At 65.7% G+C, this 20,347-nt stretch carries 16 protein-coding genes and 1 pseudogene; 10 read left to right on the top strand and 7 right to left on the bottom strand.

Annotation, left to right across the window (positions count from 1 at the left end; genetic code table 11):
* The 5 genes from ABGN05_RS21840 to ABGN05_RS21820 are packed head-to-tail and all read left to right on the top strand — an operon-like array spanning position 1 to position 6,670.
* On the top strand, positions 1 to 867 hold the full coding sequence (locus ABGN05_RS21840; protein WP_367956461.1) for an isocitrate lyase/PEP mutase family protein: 867 nt from the start codon (positions 1 to 3) through the stop codon (positions 865 to 867).
* Positions 864 to 2,597, top strand: a complete 1,734-nt coding sequence (locus tag ABGN05_RS21835) for a hydantoinase B/oxoprolinase family protein (RefSeq protein ID WP_367956164.1) — start codon at positions 864 to 866, stop codon at positions 2,595 to 2,597. Before ABGN05_RS21840 ends, ABGN05_RS21835 begins: the two co-directional genes overlap by 4 nt.
* Positions 2,594 to 4,651: a hydantoinase/oxoprolinase family protein gene (locus ABGN05_RS21830; protein WP_367956163.1), complete on the top strand. Its 2,058-nt coding sequence runs from the start codon at positions 2,594 to 2,596 to the stop codon at positions 4,649 to 4,651. The genes ABGN05_RS21835 and ABGN05_RS21830 overlap by 4 nt, the downstream gene beginning before the upstream one ends.
* Positions 4,648 to 5,262: a cysteine hydrolase family protein gene (locus tag ABGN05_RS21825; RefSeq protein ID WP_367956162.1), complete on the top strand. Its 615-nt coding sequence runs from the start codon at positions 4,648 to 4,650 to the stop codon at positions 5,260 to 5,262. The genes ABGN05_RS21830 and ABGN05_RS21825 overlap by 4 nt, the downstream gene beginning before the upstream one ends.
* Before the next feature lies 1 nt (position 5,263).
* Positions 5,264 to 6,670, top strand: coding sequence for an FAD-dependent oxidoreductase (locus ABGN05_RS21820; protein WP_367956161.1), 1,407 nt, complete (start codon positions 5,264 to 5,266; stop codon positions 6,668 to 6,670).
* 376 nt (positions 6,671 to 7,046) lie between these two features.
* On the opposite strand, the gene ABGN05_RS21815 is transcribed toward ABGN05_RS21820, so the two are convergent.
* Both ABGN05_RS21815 and ABGN05_RS21810 read right to left on the bottom strand, forming a co-directional pair.
* On the bottom strand, positions 7,047 to 8,294 hold the full coding sequence (locus ABGN05_RS21815; protein WP_367956160.1) for a sensor histidine kinase: 1,248 nt from the start codon (positions 8,292 to 8,294) through the stop codon (positions 7,047 to 7,049).
* Positions 8,295 to 8,297: 3 nt separating this feature from the next.
* Entirely contained in the window at positions 8,298 to 8,981 is a 684-nt protein-coding gene (locus ABGN05_RS21810) for a response regulator transcription factor (RefSeq protein WP_367956159.1), read from the bottom strand.
* A 188-nt stretch (positions 8,982 to 9,169) separates the two neighbouring features.
* On the opposite strand from ABGN05_RS21810, the gene ABGN05_RS21805 reads away from it, so the two are divergent.
* From ABGN05_RS21805 to ABGN05_RS21795, 3 genes are read left to right on the top strand one after another with little or no spacing between them, the layout of a single operon-like run.
* A complete protein-coding gene (locus ABGN05_RS21805; RefSeq protein ID WP_367956158.1) occupies positions 9,170 to 10,330 on the top strand; it encodes an efflux RND transporter periplasmic adaptor subunit in 1,161 nt (386 codons plus the stop codon).
* The gene (locus ABGN05_RS21800; protein WP_367956157.1) at positions 10,327 to 13,389 is read left to right on the top strand and encodes an efflux RND transporter permease subunit; all 3,063 of its coding nucleotides are present in this window, start codon (positions 10,327 to 10,329) and stop codon (positions 13,387 to 13,389) included. Before ABGN05_RS21805 ends, ABGN05_RS21800 begins: the two co-directional genes overlap by 4 nt.
* A 58-nt stretch (positions 13,390 to 13,447) precedes the next feature.
* Positions 13,448 to 14,857 carry an efflux transporter outer membrane subunit gene (locus ABGN05_RS21795; protein ID WP_367956156.1) on the top strand — a complete coding sequence of 470 codons (1,410 nt, stop codon included), beginning with the start codon at positions 13,448 to 13,450 and terminating at the stop codon, positions 14,855 to 14,857.
* Positions 14,858 to 15,114: 257 nt separating this feature from the next.
* Here the strand turns inward: ABGN05_RS21795 and ABGN05_RS30285 are convergent, their stop codons facing one another.
* Positions 15,115 to 15,237, bottom strand: coding sequence for a hypothetical protein (locus tag ABGN05_RS30285; protein WP_507237409.1), 123 nt, complete (start codon positions 15,235 to 15,237; stop codon positions 15,115 to 15,117).
* 8 nt (positions 15,238 to 15,245) lie between these two features.
* Between ABGN05_RS30285 and ABGN05_RS21785 the strand changes: the two are divergent.
* Positions 15,246 to 15,713: pseudogene (locus tag ABGN05_RS21785) on the top strand (DDE-type integrase/transposase/recombinase); the annotation flags it as partial.
* 125 nt (positions 15,714 to 15,838) lie between these two features.
* Here ABGN05_RS21785 and ABGN05_RS21780 read toward each other — a convergent pair.
* The 4 genes from ABGN05_RS21780 to ABGN05_RS21765 all read right to left on the bottom strand — a co-directional run bounded on the left by ABGN05_RS21780 (position 15,839) and on the right by ABGN05_RS21765 (position 19,343).
* Positions 15,839 to 16,309, bottom strand: a complete 471-nt coding sequence (locus ABGN05_RS21780) for a DUF302 domain-containing protein (protein WP_367956155.1) — start codon at positions 16,307 to 16,309, stop codon at positions 15,839 to 15,841.
* Between the two features lie 100 nt (positions 16,310 to 16,409).
* Positions 16,410 to 17,639, bottom strand: a complete 1,230-nt coding sequence (locus ABGN05_RS21775; protein ID WP_367956154.1) for an MFS transporter — start codon at positions 17,637 to 17,639, stop codon at positions 16,410 to 16,412.
* 94 nt (positions 17,640 to 17,733) lie between these two features.
* Positions 17,734 to 18,231, bottom strand: a complete 498-nt coding sequence (locus tag ABGN05_RS21770) for a cupin domain-containing protein (protein WP_367956153.1) — start codon at positions 18,229 to 18,231, stop codon at positions 17,734 to 17,736.
* A gap of 200 nt (positions 18,232 to 18,431) precedes the next feature.
* Positions 18,432 to 19,343, bottom strand: a complete 912-nt coding sequence (locus tag ABGN05_RS21765) for a LysR family transcriptional regulator (RefSeq protein ID WP_367956152.1) — start codon at positions 19,341 to 19,343, stop codon at positions 18,432 to 18,434.
* A 146-nt stretch (positions 19,344 to 19,489) separates the two neighbouring features.
* On the opposite strand from ABGN05_RS21765, the gene ABGN05_RS21760 reads away from it, so the two are divergent.
* Positions 19,490 to 20,320 (top strand): 3-hydroxybutyrate dehydrogenase, encoded by an 831-nt coding sequence (locus ABGN05_RS21760; RefSeq protein WP_367956151.1) that lies wholly within the window; start codon positions 19,490 to 19,492, stop codon positions 20,318 to 20,320.
* Positions 20,321 to 20,347: the final 27 nt, after the last annotated feature.

Here is a 20,347-nt window from a genome sequence, read left to right as displayed (position 1 = left end):
ATGATCCTGAAGGAGCGATTGGGCACCCGGCCCATTCTGTTGGCGCCCGGTGTCTACGACGCGTTGAGCGGGCTGATCGCCGAGCAGGCGGGCGCAGAAGCCGTCTATCTCTCCGGCGCGTCGATCGCCTACACGCGTTTCGGGCGGCCCGACATCGGCCTCGTCTCGATGAGCGAGGTCGCCGATACGGTGGCGGCGCTGCGCGATCGCATCGCGTTGCCGATCGTGGTCGATGCGGACAACGGGTTCGGCAATGCGCTGAACGTCCAGCGCACGGTGCGCGTGTTCGAGCGGATGGGCGCCAATGCGCTTCAGCTCGAGGACCAGACGATGCCTAAGCGCTGCGGCCATCTCGACGGCAAGTCGCTGGTCTCGCAGGCGGAGATGGCGGGAAAGATTCGCGCCGCCTGCGACGCCCGCCAGTCGGAGGCGACCCTAATCATCGGGCGCACCGACGCCATCGCGGTGGAGGGTTTCCAGGCCGCGCTCGATCGCGCCGAGGGCTATCTGGAGGCCGGCGCCGACATGCTCTTCATCGAAGCCCCGCAATCCATCGCCGAGGTCGAGGGCGTCGTCGCCCGCTTTGCAGGCCGAGCGCCGCTGATGGCCAACATGGTGGAGGGTGGCCGCACTCCGCTCGTCGATGCGGCGGGCCTGGATGCGCTCGGCTTCAGCTTCGTCATCTTTCCCGGCGGCATCGTTCGCGCCATCGCGGCGACGGCGCGCGACTACTACTCCAGCCTGATCGCCAGCGGCTCGAACGATCCGTTCCGCAATCGCATGTTCGATTTTTCCGGTCTGAACGAAGTAATCGGCACGCCGGCGCTGCTTGCCGAGGGCAAGCGTTACGACGAGGGGGAACAGTGATGGCGCTCGATCCGATCACGATGGCGATCCTCAAGGGACGCCTCGAACAGATCGCCGACGAAATGGACGCGACCCTGTTCCGCTCGGCCTTCAATCCGATCATCGCCGAGGCGCACGACGCCTCGCACGGCATCTACGAGGCCGGCACCGGCGATACGCTGGTGCAGGGCAAGTCGGGCCTGCCAATCTTCGTCGGCGTGATGGCCTTCGCGGTCAAGGCGGTCATCGACAAGGCAGCGCGCCGGGACGGGGTGGCCGAAGGAGACGTGTGGATCTTTAACGACCCCTATGACGGCGGCACGCATCTGTCCGATTTCCGCCTGGTCAAGCCGGTGTTCTCGAAGGGCGAGGTCTTCTGCTGGCTGGCCTCGGTAGGCCACTGGCACGATGTCGGCGGCAACGTACCCGGCAACTACAACCCCGCGGCGACCGAAAGCTTTCAGGAAGGAATGCTGATCCCGCCGGTCAAGCTCTACGACCGCGGCGTCTTTCGCCAGGACGTCGTCGACATCCTGTCGGCCAATTCGCGACTGCCGCTCTCGCTCTATGGCGACATGAACGGCCAGATCAATGCGCTGGATCTCGGCGAAAGGCGCATGCGGGCGCTGCTGGCCGAATATGGCGACGACACCGTCGCTGCCTGCCTCGCCGGACTAAAATCCCGCGCAGCCCAGATGATGTGCACACAGATCGCCGGCCTGCCGTCCGGCACGGTCTCGGCGGAGGATTTCCTCGACAATGACGGCATCGTCGACGCGCCGCTGAAGATCGCGCTGGACCTGACCATCGACGGCGACCGCATGGTGATGGATTTCTCGCGCTCGTCGCCGGCATGCGCCGGACCGGTCAACATCTCCCGCTCGACGACGATCGCGGCCTGCTACGTGGCGCTGAAGCACATTTTCGGCGAGGTGCCGGCCAATGCGGGCGTCCTCGAACCGGTCCGGTTCATCATCGACGAGGCATCGCTCCTGTCGGTGCGTGCGCCCAAGCCGGTCGGCGGCTATACGGAAACCATCCTGCGGCTGATCGACGTGGTATTCCAGGCGGTGGCGCAGATTGCTCCCGAGCCGGCGATGGCCTGCGCCTACGGCACGATCAACGCGCTGTCGCTTGCGGGCCACCGGGCAAACGGCCAACGCTGGGTGATGTTCTCCTTCTTCGGCGGCGGCCATGGGGCGCACGGCGCCGGCGACGGGCTCAACCACGGCAACGCGCCGATTTCGACGGCGACCATCCCGCCGCTCGAAATCCTCGAAGCGGCCTATCCGGTGCGTTTCACGCAATGGGCGCTCAGGCCCGATTCCGGCGGGCCCGGCACCTTCCGCGGCGGGCTCGGCGCCATCTACGAGATCGAGCTCCTGGAAAAGCAGGCCGACGTGTTTCTCTTTGGTGAACGCGGCAAGTTCGCCCCGCCCGGTGTCGTCGGCGGCAGTACCGGGGCGCCCAACGTCTTCTACTACGAGCAGGACGACGGCGAGCACACGCCGCCGATGGTCTCCAAGATGGTCGGCATTCACCTCGAGCGCGGCCAGAAGTTGCGCCTCGAGACGCCGGGCGGCGGCGGCTACGGCGCGCCGTTCTCGCGAGACCCGGAGCAGGTCGTGCGCGACGTGGCACAGGGCTTCGTCAGCACCGGCGTGGCGCTGCGCGATTTCGGCGTGGTCGTTACCGCGGACGGCCGCCTCGACATCGACGCGACCAGGACATGCCGGGAGACGCGCGCGTGACCAGACCGACCTATGTGATCGGGGTCGATGTCGGCGGCACCTTCACCGATGTGTTCATCCTGAACGAATCGACCGGCGGCGTCGTCACCGCCAAGGTGCCGTCGACGCGCGGCGACCAGTCGAAGGGTTTCATTGAAGGCATCGCGGGAAAGGTGGCGGATTTCGCCGACATCAGCACCATCGTGCATGGAACGACGGTCGGCACGAACGCGCTGCTCGAGCGCAAGGGCGCGCGCACCGGCATCATCACCACCAGAGGGTTTCGCGACGTGCTGGAGATGCGTCGCCGCGACCGGCCGACGACCTGGAGCCTGAAAGGATCGTTCACGCCGGTGGTCGAGCGGAACGACCGCGTCGAGGTGGCCGAACGCACGCTGGCTGACGGATCGGTGCTGCAGGAAGTCGACCTCGATCAGGTGCGTTCGCAGGCGGGCGCGCTGGCCGCTGCCGGCTGCGAGGCGGTTTGTGTCTTCTTCATCAACGGCTATGCCAATGCGGAAAACGAGCAGCGCTCCGTCGAGGCGGTGCGCTCGGTCTGGCCTAACGCCTATGTCACGGCGGCGACCGAAATCCTGCCCGAGATCCGCGAATTCGAAAGGCTGTCGACGGCGACCCTGAACGCCTACCTCCAGCCGGTCGTGTCATCCTATTTGCAGCGCTTGGAGACCGGACTGGCGGCCGGGGGGTTCGCGGGCGACATGTTGATCGTGCAGTCGAATGGCGGCGTGATGTCGGTAGACATCGCCAAGCGCTATCCGGTGCGCACGGCGCTGTCGGGTCCGGCGGCCGGCGTCATCGCGGCGACTGCGATCGCCAGCGCTGCTGGATTCCCCAACATCATCACCTGCGACATGGGCGGCACCTCCTTCGACGTCTCGCTCGTGGCGGACGGCAAGGCGGCACTCGCCGCTCAGACGGCCATCGATTTCGGCATGGTCATCCGCACGCCGATGATCGAGATCACGACGATCGGCGCCGGCGGCGGCTCGATCGCCTCGGTCGACAGGAGCGGGTTGCTGCAGGTGGGGCCGGAATCGGCAGGCTCGGATCCGGGGCCGGTCTGTTACGGCGCGGGCACCACGCGGCCGACCGTCACAGACGCCAATGTCGTTCTGGGGCGCATAAATCCCGACCGGCCGATCGGCGGCAAACTGGCGCGGCTCGACGTCGAGGCGGCGCGGCGCGCCATCGACGCCGAGATCGCCCGGCCTCTCGGACTCGGCCTCGAGGACGCCGCAGAGGCGATCCTCAAGCTCGCCAATGCCAAGATGGCCGGTGCAATTCGGCTCGTGTCGATCGAGAAGGGGCACGATCCGGCGAAATTCGCCGCAATGCCCTTCGGCGGCGGCGGCGCGCTTCATGCGGGAGCACTGATCCAGGAGGTCGGGCTCGGCTCGGCCTTGGTGCCGCGCTTTCCGGGCGTCACCTCGGCGCTTGGCTGCGTGGTGGCGGACATGCGACATGATCGCGTGCAGACGGTCAACCGTCTGCTCGACCAGGTCGACGCAGCAGCGCTCGGCGAGGAGATGCGCCGAGTGGCCGACGAGACGGAGGCCCTGCTTGCCGGCTCCGGCGTCGCCTTCGAGCGCATCGACCGCATCCACGAATTCGACATGCTCTATCTCGGCCAGACCCATACGGTGAATGTTCAGGTCGATCTGGCCGGCGGACTGACGCGCGAGGCCGTCGGCGCCGCCTTCGATGACGCCTACCGCGCCACCTATGGCCGGCTGCTAGAGAACATCCCGCGCCGCATCATGAACTATCGCATTGCAGTCGTGGGGCGCCGCCCGCAGCTCGACATGGCGGTCTTCGCGCCCGTCAACGGCAAGCCGGCCGCGGAGTGCCGGCTCGGCACGAGGCGGGTCTACGCCGCCGGCGCCTTCCACGAGACCGGCATCTATGAACGCCTCGACCTCGCAATCGGTGCGGTGGTCGACGGGCCGGCGCTGCTCGAACAGCCGGACACGACCATCTTCGTCGATCCCGGTCTGTCGGCCAAGGTCGACCGATACGGCAATCTGGTCATCACACCCGCCGGAGGCCGGACATGACCGTGACATCCATCGTCCCGGCGCGAACGGGCCTGCTGATCGTCGATCTGCAGAACGATTTCCTGCATCCCGACGGCGCCTATGCGCGGGGCGGCCAGGCCAATGCGGACATCGCGGCGCTTCCCTCCCGCCTAGCGCCGCTGGCCGACGCGCTGCGCAAGGCCGGCGGCTGGGTGATCTCGACGCAGTTCAGTCTGGTGCCGGGCAAGGGCGGCGAGCCGTTCCTCTCGCCGCACCTAAAGCAGATGCGGCCGTTCCTGCGCAAAGGTGACTTCGCACCGGGTAGCTGGGGGCACCAGTTGGTCGATGTCCTGAAGCCGGCCGACCTGACCGTCGAGAAGGTCGCCTATTCGGCCTTCTACATGACGCGCATGGAGTGGGTGCTGCGCAAGGCAGGCGTCGACACGCTGATGGTCTGCGGCATCGTCACCAATGGCGGCGTCGCCTCGACGGTGCGGGACGCGCATGTGCGCGATTTCGTGACCTGCGTCGTCAGCGACGGCTGCGCGGCATTTTCGCGCGAGACCCACGAGCGCGCCATCGGCGACCTCGCCACCGTGGCAACGGCGATGAGCTGCGCCGAGGCGGAAGCGCTGGTCCGGTCCGCCTGAGATGGCCGCCGTCGTGATCTGGGATGCGACGCCGCGACGGGACGCATCGGCCGATGTCGTGATCGTCGGTGCGGGAGCCTGCGGCCTCGTGGCGGCGCTGCGCGCGCGGGCTGCGGGCGCCGATGTGATCGTGCTGGAGCGCGACGCCTCGCCGTCCGGTTCGACCGCCATGTCGTCCGGCTTCGTGCCCGCGCCTTCGACCCGCTTTCAGCGCGCCATCGGCGTTCGGGACGACACGCCGGAGCTTTTCGAGGCCGACATCATGGCGAAGTCGCATGGCGCCTCCTCGCCCCTTCTGGCACGTCTTGCCGCGACGGCCATCGGCCCCGCGATCGAATGGCTTTCCGACGCGCACGGCATCGAATGGATCGTGCTCGACGATTTCCTGTACCCTGGCCATGCACGCCACCGCATGCATGCGGTTCCGGAGAAGACCGGTGCGGCGTTGCACGCCCGCCTGCTCGCGGCAGCCGAGGCCGCCGGCGTCACCATCGTCACCGGGGCACGCGCAACGCGGCTCTTCGTGAGCGCGCCAGACCGGGTCGAGGCGGTCGAGATCGCACGGCCCGACGGCGCGACCGAAGTGATCGGCTGCAAGGCGCTGGTGCTCGCCTGCAGCGGCTTCGGCGGCAATGCCGAGCTTGTCGCCAGGCATATTCCGGAGATCGCCGGCGGGCTCTACTACGGACACGCGGGCAACACCGGCGATGCGCTCCTGTGGGGCGAGGCGCTCGGCGCCCGGCTGGATCATCTCTCCGGCTACCAAGGCCATGGCTCGCTCGCCCATCCTCACGGCATCCTGATCTCGTGGGCGCTAATGATGCGCGGCGGGATCCAAGTCAACATGACCGGCGAGCGCTTCTCCGACGAGAGCGGCGGTTACTCGGAGCAGGCAGTGCATGTGCTGGCGCAGCCGGGTGCCATCGCGTGGAACATCTACGACTGCACCATCCACGAGTTTGCCCTGGCCTTTCCGGACTATGCGGAGGCAGACAAAGCCGGCGCGATACGCGCGGCGCCCGACGTCATCGGCCTCGCGGCAGCGACGGGATTGCCGCAAGCAGGCCTGGCGGCCTCGCTGGCCGCGATCGAAGACTGCCGCCTGGGCCGGACGGCCGATCCTTTCGGGCGTGATTTCACCAGCGTCGCGCCACTCGCGCCGCCATATCACGCGGTCAAGGTGACGGGCGCGCTGTTCCACACCCAGGGCGGCCTGATGATCGACGACGATGCGCGGGTCCTGCGTGGCGACGGCGCCGCCTTCGCCAATCTGTTCGCCGCGGGCGGCGCCGCTTGTGGCGTGTCGGGGCCGCAAGTGTCGGGGTATCTATCGGGCAACGGCCTGCTGACGGCGATCGCCTTCGGCTCGGTGGCCGGCACCGCAGCCGCTACCGTCGCCCTCAGATGATCGTGAGCAGGCGAGATTCTGCGTAGACCCCGGGCGCGCTGCCGTCAGGCAGGATCGGGGCCGACTGCGGACTGTCCGGTTATGGGCGACAACGTGAGAATGCCGACGTTCGGCCAACGAGTCCTTAGCGATTTGGGGCGGTTTGCCGACCGACTGCTTTCGGGCGAGAAGACGCCGGAAGCGAACATGCGTATTGCCAGCGGCAACCTGCCGCGCGACTGGCAGGCTAATTCGCATTCCCGAACGGTTTTCCATTGTCCTACGTCGCGCACGTGCCTTCTCAGACGTTTGGAAGCACTCGGTTAAGTTCCCCATCCACGTAACGCTTACCCCTGCTGTCTGGCATGCTCGATCCCGCCATCCGCAGGGGCGCATTTCAGTCAGCTAACCTTCTTGGCAGGGTGAGGCATACACACAAACCGCCGCGGGGCTCGTTGGAAATGGAAATCGAGCCCTGATGCAGATGCGCCGCGTGGAGTGCGATCGCCAGCCCCAGGCCTGCACCCGAGCGCGTATCCGAGTTCGCCCTGTAGAATGGCTCCGTGAGATGGATCAGGTCGTCTTCGGCCGCGCCAGGACCATGGTCCCGGACGGTGATGGAATAGGTACCACCTTCCTCGCTGCCCGCGACAACGACTTCCGTGCTCTCCTCCGTATGCCGCATCGCGTTGCGAATGACGTTCTCCAGCGCGCGATAGATGAGCTCCGCTGAGCCGTCGATGTGGATCCCGTCTATCCCTTCATAGCGACAAGTGACCGAGCGCTCGGCGCCTTCGAAATTGGCATCGGCGATGATCGGATCGAGGATATCGAGCAGGTCGATCGGTCCGAAGTCCATCGGCTGATGGCTGCTCCGGTCGATGCGTGCAAGCATCAGGATCTCGTCGACCAACCGGTCCATCCTCTCGATGTCCGCTTCAAGCTGCGGAAGCAGGCCATCGATGCGGGCGGGCGATCTGCGAACGATCCCGAGCGCGACCTGCAGACGGGCAAGCGGTGAGCGAATTTCATGCGAGATGTCGTGAAACAGCCGTTCGCGGTCGCGGTTGAGGCGTTGCAGGCGCTCCGATGCCTCATCGACGAGCGCGCCGAGTTTTCGGAAAGCCCGGTCGGAGTTTCCCAGTCTCCCCGAGACACGTTCGTCGAACCGCCCTGCGGCGAGCTGGTCCAGCCCGTCGGCGATCACCTGCATCGGCTGCAAGAAGCGTTTCGCGAGCAGTAATGCGGCAAGAATGCTGACGAGGAAGCCGATGGCCAGCGGCAGGATGACCGGTTCGATCCGTGCAAACAGCCGAGGCGTCGGTGCGGTCATTTCGATGACCAGGCAGTCGCCGTCATCCAGGATCGCGATCGTCTGGTGCGCGCTGCAGGCTTCGCTCTGTGGGGTGACCTGCCGGATGACGAACTCGACCGAGGGATCTTCGGATATCGCAACCGGTTCAAGCGCTGTTACGTCCGTCCCCTGATCATGCGCTTTTTTCAGGAGTTCAAGGAGATAGGGTTGAGCACCCTTTGCCCGCCCGTTTCCCGGCGGAGGCAGGTCGAGCAGCAGAACCAGCGCCAACACCACGACGATGTTGAGAACGATCGCACCCAGGATGTAGCTGAAGAACCGCGCAATCATCGGCTACCCCGTTACGAGTTGGTAGCCCTGACCGCGAACGTTGACGATGGGAGAGCGTCCGTCGGCGAGCAGCCCCATCTTCTGGCGGATCGACGACATGTGGACGTCGATGGTGCGCTCGAAGCGCGTCAGCGGGCGTCCGAGACCGAGTTCGCAGAGTTCTCCACGGCTGACGACCTGTCCGGGCCGCGAGGCGAGGGCTTCCATCAGGTTGAATTCCGATCCGGTTAGAGCGAGCATTGCGCCCTTCCAAATAGCCTTGCGCGCCCTCGGATCGATGAGCAGATCGCCAACTTCGATCGTATCGGCAGAGCCGACTCGCGAACTCATGGCGCGACGAAGGATGGCGCGAAGCCGAGCGGCGAGTTCGCCGGGAGAGCAGGGCTTGGCGAGGTAATCGTCGGCGCCGAGATCCAGTCCGGCGATCCGGTCTACCTCGTCGCCGCGCGCGGTCATCATGAGGACGGGAATGTTGTCGACGCGGCGGATGCGGCGCAGGATCTCGATGCCGTTCATTCCCGGCAGCATGATGTCGAGGATGATGACGTCGATCCGGTGCTCCGCGACGATGGCGAGCACGTCGCGCCCGTTTACCTGGTGGAAGACGTTGAACCCTTCCTCGGTCAGGTATTCGGAAATGAGCTTGCCGAGATCGACATCGTCGTCGACGAGCAGAACATTCGCCATCCGATAGCCTCCTGGCGCTTCTTCTAGAGCAGTCCAGGCAGTCAGACGACCGGATTTTCCCAAGTTTACCCAGCTTGACACATCTTAACACGCAACCGCGCTAGGGGTTGGCCCGACCGGTCGGACAGACCGGGGCGTCAACCCGAAAAGACCTTCCCGCCATGCAGACATTCTTGCGAGCCCTGGTCTTGCTGACCCTCCTCTGCCCTGGTTCGTCCTTCGCGCAGGAGACGAGAGAAGATGGCGCCGGCTCGAATGCCGCCGCCGCCGCGCTTACGGTGGAGGCGACCAGCCCGACCACCGACGACTGGGCAGAAACGGTTCCGGCCAATGGCTGGCTTGCCGCATGGCAGGAAGCGGTGATCTCGGCGGAGATTTCCGGGCAGCGCATCACATCCGTCAATGGCGAAGTCGGCGATACGGTGAAGGCCGGGCAGGAACTGGCGAAACTCTCCAGCGATAAGATCGAAAGCGAAGTGCAGCAGCGGGAAGCCGATCTTGAATCGGCCCGCGCGGCATTCGACGAGGCGAAGGCCAACGGCGATCGGGCGCGGAAACTCAAAGGCTCGGGGGCGGCGACCGACCAGCAGATCACCGAATACCTGGTGGCTGAACGGAAAGCGCAAGCCGATCTGGATTCGGCCGAAGCCGCGCTCGCCTCCTCACGCGTCGATCTCGAACACACGCGGATACTGGCGGTCGATGACGGCACCATTTCTGCGCGCTCGGCTTCGCTGGGGGACGTCGTTGCGACCGGTGACGAGTTGTTCAAGCTGATCCGCCAGAGCCGGATCGAATGGCAGGCGGAAATCCCGCTCAAGCAGCTGCGTCATGTCGCCGAAGGCACTCGCGCCGTCATCCCCACACCCATCGGCGATGTCGAGGGCAGTGTGCGCAAGATCGCGCCGACCGCATCCGAAAAGACCGGCCGGGTGACGGCCTACGTCTCGCTCGTTCCGCCGGATGGAGACCATCCCAACCCCAAGACCGGCATCTTCGTCAGCGGCTATTTCGATGTCGGGACCAGCTCGGCGATCAATGTGCCGAGTTCCGCCATCACGCTGCGCGACGGGTTCTCCCATGTCTACGTGATCGTGGACGGCTCGCCGACGACCGTCAGTCGCAAACGGGTCGAGACCGGGCGACGCAACGGCGATCGCGTCGAGATCACGTCCGGACTCGAAGGCAACGAGACGCTGGTCAAGGCAGGGGGCGCCTTCCTTGCCGACGGATCCGTGGTGCGTCTCGTGTCCGCCAGGGAGGCGGATGACAATGCAGCCGGTGCGGCCGGCGCGGCATCGGCGTCGGATGACGCTGCGGCCTCGAGCGGAGAGGATACCGGGCAATGAATTTTTCCGCCTGGGCCATCCGCAATCCGGTTCCGCCCATCCTCGCATTCGTCCTGCTGACGATTACCGGGCTGATGGCCTTCGGTAGGCTGGACGTACAGAACTTCCCCGATATGGACCTGCCGACGATCCAGATCAGCGCGAGCCTGGAAGGCGCCGCTGCGGCGCAACTCGAGACCGAGGTCGCCAGAAGGATCGAGGACCAGCTGACCGGCATGTCGATGCTGGATTCGGTCACGACGACGATAACCGACGGCTCGGTCACCATCTCCGTTGCTTTCCAGGTCGGCAAGGATTCGCAGACCGCGCTCGACGAAGTCTCGAACGCGGTGGACGAAGCCCGCTCCGACCTGCCGGATGAGATGGATGCGCCGACCGTTTCGAAGGTCAATCTCAACGGCTCGCCGCTCGTCACCTATGTCGTCAGTTCGGACAAGCTCGACGAGGCGGAACTCAGCTGGTTCATCGACAACGACATGGAACGCGCCGTCATGAAGGTCGATGGCGTTGGCGAGGTGGGCCGGCTCGGCGGCATCGACCGGGAAATCCATGTCGAACTCAACGAGGACCTTTTGACCGGTCTCGGCGTCGGGGTCGACATCATCAACCAGCGGATCAACCAGGTCCAGTCCGACATGTCGGGCGGCGAAGCCGAGATCAACGGAAACGCCCAATCGGTCCGCACCCTGGCGGCCGTCGATACGGTCGCCGAACTCCGTGAAATCCCGATCCCCTTGCCCAATGGCGGCTGGGTGCGGCTCGACGAGATCGGCGATGTCGTCGATACCCACGCGGACCGCTCCTCGCTGGCCTATCTCAATGGCAAGCCGGTTATTGCTGCCCAGATCAAGCGTTCTAAGGGGTATTCGGACCTCGCCGTGACGGAATCCGTGCGCGAAGCCATGGCCGAGTTCGCGAGCGCCAATCCGCAGGTGACGATCGAGGAGGCCTACAGCACCATCCTGCCGACCGAACAGAACTACGAAGCCTCGATGCACATGCTCTACGAAGGCGCCGCGATCGCCATCGTTGTGGTCTTCCTGTTCCTCTTCGACTGGCGGGCGACGCTGCTTGCCGCGGTCGCGCTGCCCCTGTCGATCATCCCCACATTCCTGGTGATGGACTATCTCGGCTACTCGCTGAACACCGTCACCCTGCTCGCCCTGTCGCTGGTCGTCGGCATCCTGGTCGACGATGCGATCGTCGAGGTGGAAAACATCGAGCGGCACCTCAACATGGGCAAGAAGCCCTTCGACGCGGCGATGGAGGCGGCGGACGAAATCGGCCTGGCGGTGATCGCGACCTCGATGGCGCTGGTCGCCGTCTTCCTGCCAACCGCCTTCATGGGCGGCATACCCGGCATCATTTTCAAGCAGTTCGGCATCACCGCTTCGGTGGCGGTCCTGTTCTCGCTGCTCGTCGCCCGGCTGGTGACCCCAATGATGGCCGCCTACATGATGAGCGCCACGGGCAACCATGCGACGGAAGACGGGCGGATCATGCGCGTCTATCTCGCCGTGGTCCGCGGCTCGCTGCGCCATCGCTGGATCCCGTTCACGGCCGTGGTGATCTTCTTCATCGCCACCTATGCCATCGTCGGTCAACTTTCGACGGGCTTCTTTCCGGCCTCGGACAACAGCCAGACGCAGGTCACGATCACCACGCAGCCCGGATCGACGCTCGAGCAGACCGACGAGGTCGCGCTCGAGGCCAGCATCATCGTCGCCGGCGTCGACAATGTCCGCTCCGTCTTCCAGGCCTCGGGAAGCGCCTCGACCGGCGGCGGCCCGAGTGGCGGCGGCAGCACCAGTTCCGTTACCTCGTCGACCCTGGTGGTCGACCTGACGCCGATTGACGACCGCGACATCACCCAGTCCGAGATCGAAGCCGACCTGCGCAAGGCGCTGGAGGCGATTCCCGGCGTTCGCATCGAAGTCGGCTCGGGCGGTAACGGTACGGAGCTGCAGCTCACCTTGGCCGGCGACGACGCTGCTGCCCTGCAGGAGGCAGCCGACACTCTCGAAACGGCCGTGCGGACGATCCCGGGGATCGGCAACGTCACCTCGTCGGCTTCCCTGCAATCTCCGGAAGTCGTCATTCGCCCCGATCTCGCGCGGGCAGCCTCGCTCGGCGTGACCTCAGAAGCCATCGCGGACGCGGTTCGGCTCGCGACCGCGGGGGCCTATGATTCGGCGCTGTCGCAGCTCAACCTGCCGGAGCGCCAGGTTCCGATCCGGGCGATGCTCTCGACCGACAATCGCGAGTCCCTCGACGAGATCTCGCTCATTCCCGTGTCGGCGACCGACGGCCTGGTGACGCTCGGAACGATCGCCGACATTTCGATCGGCTCCAGTCCCAGCAAGATCAACCGCCTCGATCGATCGCGCAACATATCTATCACCATCGAGCTCAACGGTCGCAACCTGTCGGATGTGCTGGCGGAAGCGAAGGAACTGCCAGCCTACCAGAACCTGCCGAACGGCGTCGACTTCATTGAACAGGGCGATCTGAAGCGCCAAAGCGAACTGTTTACGAGCTTCGCCACCGCGATGGCGATCGGCATCTTCTGCGTCTACGCCGTGCTCGTGCTCCTGTTCCACGACTTCCTGCAGCCGCTGACGATCCTGATGGCCCTGCCACTGGCCCTGGGCGGCGCGCTCATGCCGCTCGTCCTGTCCGGCACCAGCTTCTCCATGCCCGCGGTCATCGGCCTGCTGCTCCTGATGGGGATCGTGTCGAAGAACTCGATCCTGCTGGTGGAGTATGCGATCGAAGCGCGCCGCGGCGGTATGGACCGGATCGACGCCCTGATCGACGCCTGTCACAAGCGATCGCGCCCCATCCTGATGACGACGATCGCCATGGCGGGCGGCATGCTTCCGGCAGCGCTCAGTCTTGTCGATGGCGACCCGAGCTTCCGTCAGCCGATGGGCGTGGTGGTGATCGGCGGGCTGATCACGTCGACGCTGCTGAGCCTGCTGGTCATTCCGATGGTCTTCACCTTCATCGATGACTTCGAACGCTTCGCGCTGCGGCTCTGGTCGAGGCGGAGCCATTGAGGCCGCGGTCCGAGATCATGCCGATCACGCTTCCACTCCAAGGCCGGTGAATAAGAAAATGACCTTTCCAACGCGGGTGATCGCCCTAGTGCTGTCGGCTTCGGTTGCCGGGTGCACGGTCGGTCCGGATTATGCCCCGCGGGCCATCGCGCTGAATGCGGCCTATGTCGCGGCCGCCGGCGCAGGCCGCCCGATCACCCCGGAAACCGGATGGTGGCACGCGTTCAAGGATCCGCTGCTGGACCGGATCGTCGGTTCCGGGCTGGCCGGAAATCTCGATGTCGGCCAGGCGCTAGAGCGGATCGCGCAGGCCCGCGCCAATGTGGACATTGCCCAGTCGGACACGGTTCCCGGCCTGTCGGGGTCGTCCTCCAGCACGTTCGAAGGCACGACCGGCAAATCTGCCGGCGTTTCCGCCGATGACCGGCAACTGACCAACAGCACGGTGCTCGACGTCTCCTGGCTTCTCGATATCTGGGGCAAGTATCGGCGGAACCGCGAGGCCTCGCTCGCGAGCCTCGACGCGTCCTTCGCCAACGCCGATACCGCGCGGCTGACCCTGCTTTCGGAAATCACGACGGAATATGTCAATCTGCGCCTCTACCAGGCGCAGGCGGCGATCGCGCGCGACACGATCGCGTCGCGTCGCGAAACCCTTGCGCTGGTGCGGGAGCAGCAGGCGATCGGATTGTCCAGCGGTCTGCAGGTGGCGCAGACGCTCGCCGCCCTGAACATCGCCGAGGCATCGTTGCCCGGCTACGAGGTCTCCTTCTATCAGTCGGCCAACCGGATCGCCTATCTGACGGGGCAGCAGCCGGGCGCCTTTCTCGAGGAGATCAAGAAGGGCGCGCGCATCCCGGCGGCGCGCTTCCAGCCTTCGAGCGGCATACCCGCAGACCTCCTGCGCAACCGGCCGGACATCCGTTCGGCGGAGCGGCAACTGGCATCGAAGAGCGCGTCGATCGGCGTCGCGGCCGCTGACCTCTACCCCAGCCTCACCCTGAGCGGCTCCCTGGCAGCAACCGTCGCGGCTGCCGCGACCGGTGGTTCCACCCAGTTGCTGACCTGGTCCTTCGGGCCGGTGGCCGACATTCCGATCTTCGATGGCGGAGCGCGGAAGGCGCGGGTCATGCTCGCCGAGAGCGAGGCACGGGAGCAATATCTCGCCTGGAAGGACAGTGTGCTCAACGGCGTCCGGGAAGTGGAAAACGCCCTGGTCGCCTGGCAGCGCCAGACGCGCCAGGTCGAAGCGCTGCGCCAATCGGCAGACGCCTACTCGCAGGCGCTGGACCTGGCGCGAGAAAGCTACACGGGTGGCACCTCGGCCTTTCTTGACGTCCTCGACGCGGAGCGGTCCCTGTTCGAGGCGCGCCTGTCCCTGGCGAGCGCCGAGGCGCAGCGAGCATTGAATTTCATAACCCTTTGTGTCGCCGCGGGCGGCGGCTACCGCGCCGGTGGCGACTCCTGACCACAAAGGTGGTGTCGAGCGGAAGACCTCGTACAGCAGAGTACCGCAGGTTCGTCTTCAGATTAATGCTTGGAGGGTAATTCATAGCCGACCACCTGATCGCGCGTGGTGGATTTTGTTAAAGCCGCCCTGACCGAGAAAAGTGATGCCAAGCCGTGAGGGTCGCCGAGTGAACTGCCCCCCAATTCGACCGGACACCCGGCATAAGCAGAAAGGCTCAAGCACAGGCTTGGGGATAGGCTTATGTCCGAGGACTATCAGCGCATCGCGGTGATCACGGGCGTGGCGCGCCGTCGGCAGTGGTCGACGGAAGCGAAGCTGCGGATCATCGAGAAGAGTTTCGAGCCGGGCGAGACGGTGTCGTCAGTCGCGCGGTGCAATGGTGTGGCGCCCAATCACGGCGCTGGTGAACCGGGAATTGACGCGCAAGGGGCTGCCGGTCGCCAACCGCAAGCGGGTGCACCGGATCATGCACCAGGCCGCCCCGCTTCTGGAGCCTTGCACCGGCCGGCGCGAGGGTCGCGTCCATGACGGCAAGGTGATGGTCATGCGCTCGAACCTGCGCTGGTGTTCCGACGGACTGGAGTTCGCCTGCTGGAACGGCGAGATCATCCGCATGGCGTTCATCATCGATGCCTTCGATCGGGAGATCATTGCCTGGACCGCCCTGAGCGGCGCCGGCATCAGCGGCTCGGATGTCCGCGACATGATGCTCGAAGCTGTCGATAAGCGCTTTGACTCGGCGCGCGCACCGCAGCCGATCGAGCACCTGTCCGACAACGGTAGCCCATACACAGCCAAGGAGACACGCGACTTCGCCACCGCGTTGAACCTGATTCCCTGCTTCACCCCGGTGCCTAAGCGTCTCGGCCTCTGGCCACAGAACCCGGACGGAACTGGCGCTCAGCTGATCTTCGAGGCTATGGAGGGTAGCCGAGGACGCAAGGTTTGCTCGGCTGTCCTGCCTCTCTTTCCGCAGAGTCACTTCTCCTCGACCGAGCCGACCACGGATTCGATGACCTTGGTCGCCATGGCGAACTCCGCCTGCCGGTTCTCGATGTGATGGCGCTCGGCGATCCAGCCGAACCGGGTGTAGGAAACCAGGACCGCTCCGGTCTCGTCCTGATAGACGAGGACGCGGACCGGCCAGTCGAGGCCGGCCTTCTGGTTGGCCGTCACGAAGGTGGTTCCGAGGGCGGGATTGCCGAACATGATGAGCGTGGACGGCAGCACGTGATTTCCAGCCGCATTGCCGAGCGCGGCCTGGTCGATGGAGCCGAACCAGGTGATGCCTTTTTCGGTCACGTCCTGCCGGATCAATTCGACCGTCTCCGGCACGGAATGGGCGCTGCGGACCTTTGCGACGCCGGCCGAATCCATCGGCTCGGCCGTCGCGGTTCCGGCGAGCGCGATCACGAGCGCCGCCATTGCAGTCGAGGTGTATCTGAACATGGTCATCTCCTTGTGTTTGGGACCGCCCGCCAGAGGCGGCGGGCATGTCCGAGACTGCTGGCCGGGCGCCCGTGACGCCAATGCCGATCGGGTTCGGTGTTCATGCCGGCTTTTCATGGGCGCGAAGATCCGCGAGCGGCCGCGCGCCGAGGCGGAGGCCTGCGGCGGCGGCAAGAGCTGTGGCGACCACCAGCACCGCGATGCAGGCGCTCCAGCCGACCCGGTCGTAGACCTGGCCGAGCACGACGCCTCCTGCCAGCCCGCCCACGTAGTAGGACGCGAGATAAATCCCGCTCGCGGCGGTGCGCGCGCCGCCTGCGGTTCGCCCGACATGTCCGGTGACCACCGCCTGGGCGAGGAAGGTCCCGATCGCGACCAGGGCCAGTCCCGGCAAGGCCACGGCGAGCACCGGCGAGAGCGCCATCAGGAGGCCCAGAACGGCCACGCCGAGGCCGAATACGATCGCGGCGGACGGGCCTCTCGCGGCCGACAGCCGGCCGGCCAGGGGAGTGGTGACCATCGACGGTAAGAAAACGAGATAGACCAGCCCCAGCGCCATCGGCGAAAGCCCGATCGGGTCGGCCGTCAGCCGGAAGTTCACGTAGGTGAAGGTGCCGATGAAGACGAAGAGGACGAGGAAGCCGATCAGGAAGGACCATCGCAGTGCCGGGTTCCCGAGGCATTCCCGCCAGTCCCGCCTCGGCGTGGTGCCGCCGCCAGCGCCCATCATGCGCTCGGTCGCCTTCAGCGTCGAAAGGACCAGGACACCGCCGGCGACGTTCAGCGCGGCGAAAACGAGAAAGGTCGGCGATAGCCCGAACGTGTCCGCCAGCGAGGCGGACATCAGCCGTCCGAAGAAGTTGCTCGCCACGTTGCCCGTGACGTAGGCCGCCAGCGCGCCGGTGGTGGCGCGCGGCTCGAAATGCTCGGCCAGGTAGCTCATGGTCAGCGTGAAGGCGGTCGCCATGCAGAGCCCCTGGGCCACGCGCAGCAGGGTGAAGACGGTCAGGTCGTGCGTGAAAGCCAGAAGCGAGGTGGGAACGGCGAGCACGACGAGGCTGATCCAGATGCCGTTTCGCCGATCGATCGAACGACCGAAGAACGCCACGCCGAGGCTCGCCAACGCCATGCCGAAGGTGCTCGCATTGACAGCGAAGCCCATTGCCGCCCGGCTGACGCCGAACGCTTCGACGAGCGACGGCAGGATCGCCTGTGCGGCGAAGAGATCGACCAGCGTGAGGAAGGCGATGAGCGTGATCACGCCGTAGCGCCAGCCATCCGCCGCCGCCATGCGGAACCGCCCGGAAGCCGGTGGAAAAGGGGTCGTCATCGGATGTCTCCAGATTGAAAAGGCGCCATCCCCGTTCGTTGTAACGGGGATGGCCCGGGAGAAGTGGTGGCAGGAGCAGAGGCTCGGGCGCCGATCACATGGTATGATCGTCGGTCATCTCGGGCGGGAGGATGTCTGCCGAGTAGAGGACGGCCGGAGCCGCGTCGTTGTTCTTCCACCAGTGCGCCAGGTCGCCGAATTCGACGGCGACATCGCCGGCCACGTGCTCGATCGGAACCTTGCAGGAACTGCGGTACTCGGTGATCGCGCCGGATGCGATCAGGATGTTGGCGGGGCGCATGGAATGCTCGTGCCACGGGACCACGCCACCCGGCTGGACGACGAGCTTGCGCATGCGCAGCAGGTGGCCTTTCCACTCCGCACCTTTGGACGACAGGTCGATGCTGGCGAGCACCTCGTCCGTCACCCCGGCCGGCATGGTGGCACCGGGCTTCGTAGCGCCGGCCATCACCTGGTCGGCGGGGCATTCCCCGGCTCCGGCGGGTGCGGCGGCGAGGATGGCTGCGGAAGCGATCGCGACTGCGGCTGCGAGCTTCAGCGGGTTGATGTTGCGTTTGGCGAATGCGTTCATGTCTGTGTTCTCCGTTCGCGAAGTGCCCGGCGCTTCAGGCGGGGCATGCGAAGCAGAGTGGCCGGCCGCGATCGAGAGCGGAAATGCCGGGTCCCTTTCGTTTCGATACCTGCGGCGTATCGCTCCGCCGGCGGTCACGCGTCATCCGTCGCGTCGATCGCAACCACGTGGGAAACTGGGACGGAAGGAGAGGCTGATGGTCAGGCTGCGCTCTTGTGCGGCACAGCCGCGGTGCCTGATGGCCAGCCATAGGCCCGGACCGCGCTGACGAAGGCGGCGACGGCCGGCGAGAAGCGGCGGCCGGCCATCGTCACGAGGCAAACCTCGCGCCACACCTCCGGCTCGATCACCGGCCGGACGTGGAGGCCGGGGATGACGGCGCTAAACTCGGGAATGAAGCAGATGCCGAGTCCGGCAGCGACCATGTTCTGGATCCAGTCCTCACGTTCGCTCTCGTATGAGATGTGAAGCGTCGCCCCATGATCACTGCAAAGATGCGACAGGTGATCGCGATACTCGCAGTTGAGCCGCCGGAGATAGTTCTCGCCGCCGACTTCCCGCACGGGGATGGCTGCCATGTCGGTGAAGCGATGACCGGCCGGGAACGCCAGCATGAAGCGTTCGCGAAACAGCGGGCGGGCATCGAAACGCTCCGGGAAGGCCTCGTTGGAGGACATCAGGGCAACGTCGATGTCGCCGCTCTCGATGAGCATGGCCAGACGGCTGGGAACACCCTCGACGAGTTGCAGGCGCACACCGTCGTGCCGCATGCGGAAATCGGCGAGCAACCCGGTGAAGCGGCGCGGCCCGATGGTGCACATGATCCCGACCTTGAGGTTGGCGTCCTCCAGACACAGGAAGCGCGATGCCTCCTGGCGAACGCCCATCAGTTCGTCGAGGATCTGCTGGAAACGCGGGCGCAGGAGCGCGCCCAGATCGGTGATATGGGACAGGTTGCGCTCGCGACGGAAGAGCAGGCCGCCGACCTCGTCCTCGAGCTGCTGGATAGCCCGCGAAAGAGCGGGCTGGGTAACGTTGCAGCGCTCTGCCGCACGCGTGAAATTGCGCGTTTCGCAGACGGCAAGGAAGTACCTGATGTGGTGAATGTCCATGGCCGAACCCTGCGCGCACGACCAAGCGCATTCCAATGCAATGCACGCATCGAATTCATAGCACGGCGGCATTTTCCTGTTGAGAGGCATTCTCGCAGTCTGTGAGCAGCGGCCATCGGGGCCGGATACTCTCACGGAGACCCAAGATGCTTACTCTTGCCAAAGCGGCGCTCGAACGTGCGACCGGGCGTCGCCCGCTCGAAGGCCGTAGCGCCATCGTCACCGGTTCGACCAGCGGTATCGGTCTGGGAATTGCCGAGGCGCTGGCCCGTGCCGGTGCTGCCGTCATGCTAAACGGGTTCGGCGATCCCATGCAGATCGAGGAAACCCGGACCGCTCTCGCCGATGCCAACGATGTCGACGTCGCCTATGACGGAGCGGACATGAGCGATGCCGCAGCCATCCGGCGTCTGGCGGAACGGGCGAGCGCCCGGTTCGGCCAGGTCGACATCGTCGTCAACAACGCCGGTATCCAGCACGTCGCCCCCATAGCGGAGTTTCCGCCCGCGAAGTGGGACGCGATCCTGGCGATCGACCTGTCTTCGGCCTTCCACCTGATCCAGGCCACGTTCGAACCCATGCGGCAGCGTGGTTTCGGGCGCATCGTCAACATCGCTTCGGCGCATGGACTGATCGCCTCGCCGTTCAAGTCGGCCTATGTGGCGGCCAAGCACGGCCTCGTCGGCCTGACGAAGGTCGTGGCGCTCGAAGGTGCCGAAAGCGGCATCACCTGCAACGCCATCTGCCCAGGCTATGTGTGGACCCCCCTCGTCGAAAAGCAGATCGACGACCAGGCGAAGTCGCACGGGATCGGCCGCGACGAGGTAATCCGCGACGTTTTCCTGAAGAACCAGCCGACGCGCCGCTTCGCCTCCGTGGAGGAGATGGGCGCGCTGACGGTCTTCCTCTGTGGCGAGGAAGCCTCGTCCATCACCGGGACGGCCCTGCCGGTGGACGGCGGCTGGACCGCGCACTGAGGTCAGTCGCCGTCTCATAAGGCCAGG

This window comes from Aquibium pacificum (assembly GCF_040839445.1).
GTDB classification, from domain to species: Bacteria; Pseudomonadota; Alphaproteobacteria; order Rhizobiales; family Rhizobiaceae; genus Aquibium; species Aquibium pacificus.
This window is presented reverse-complemented; position numbering and strand designations above follow the sequence as displayed.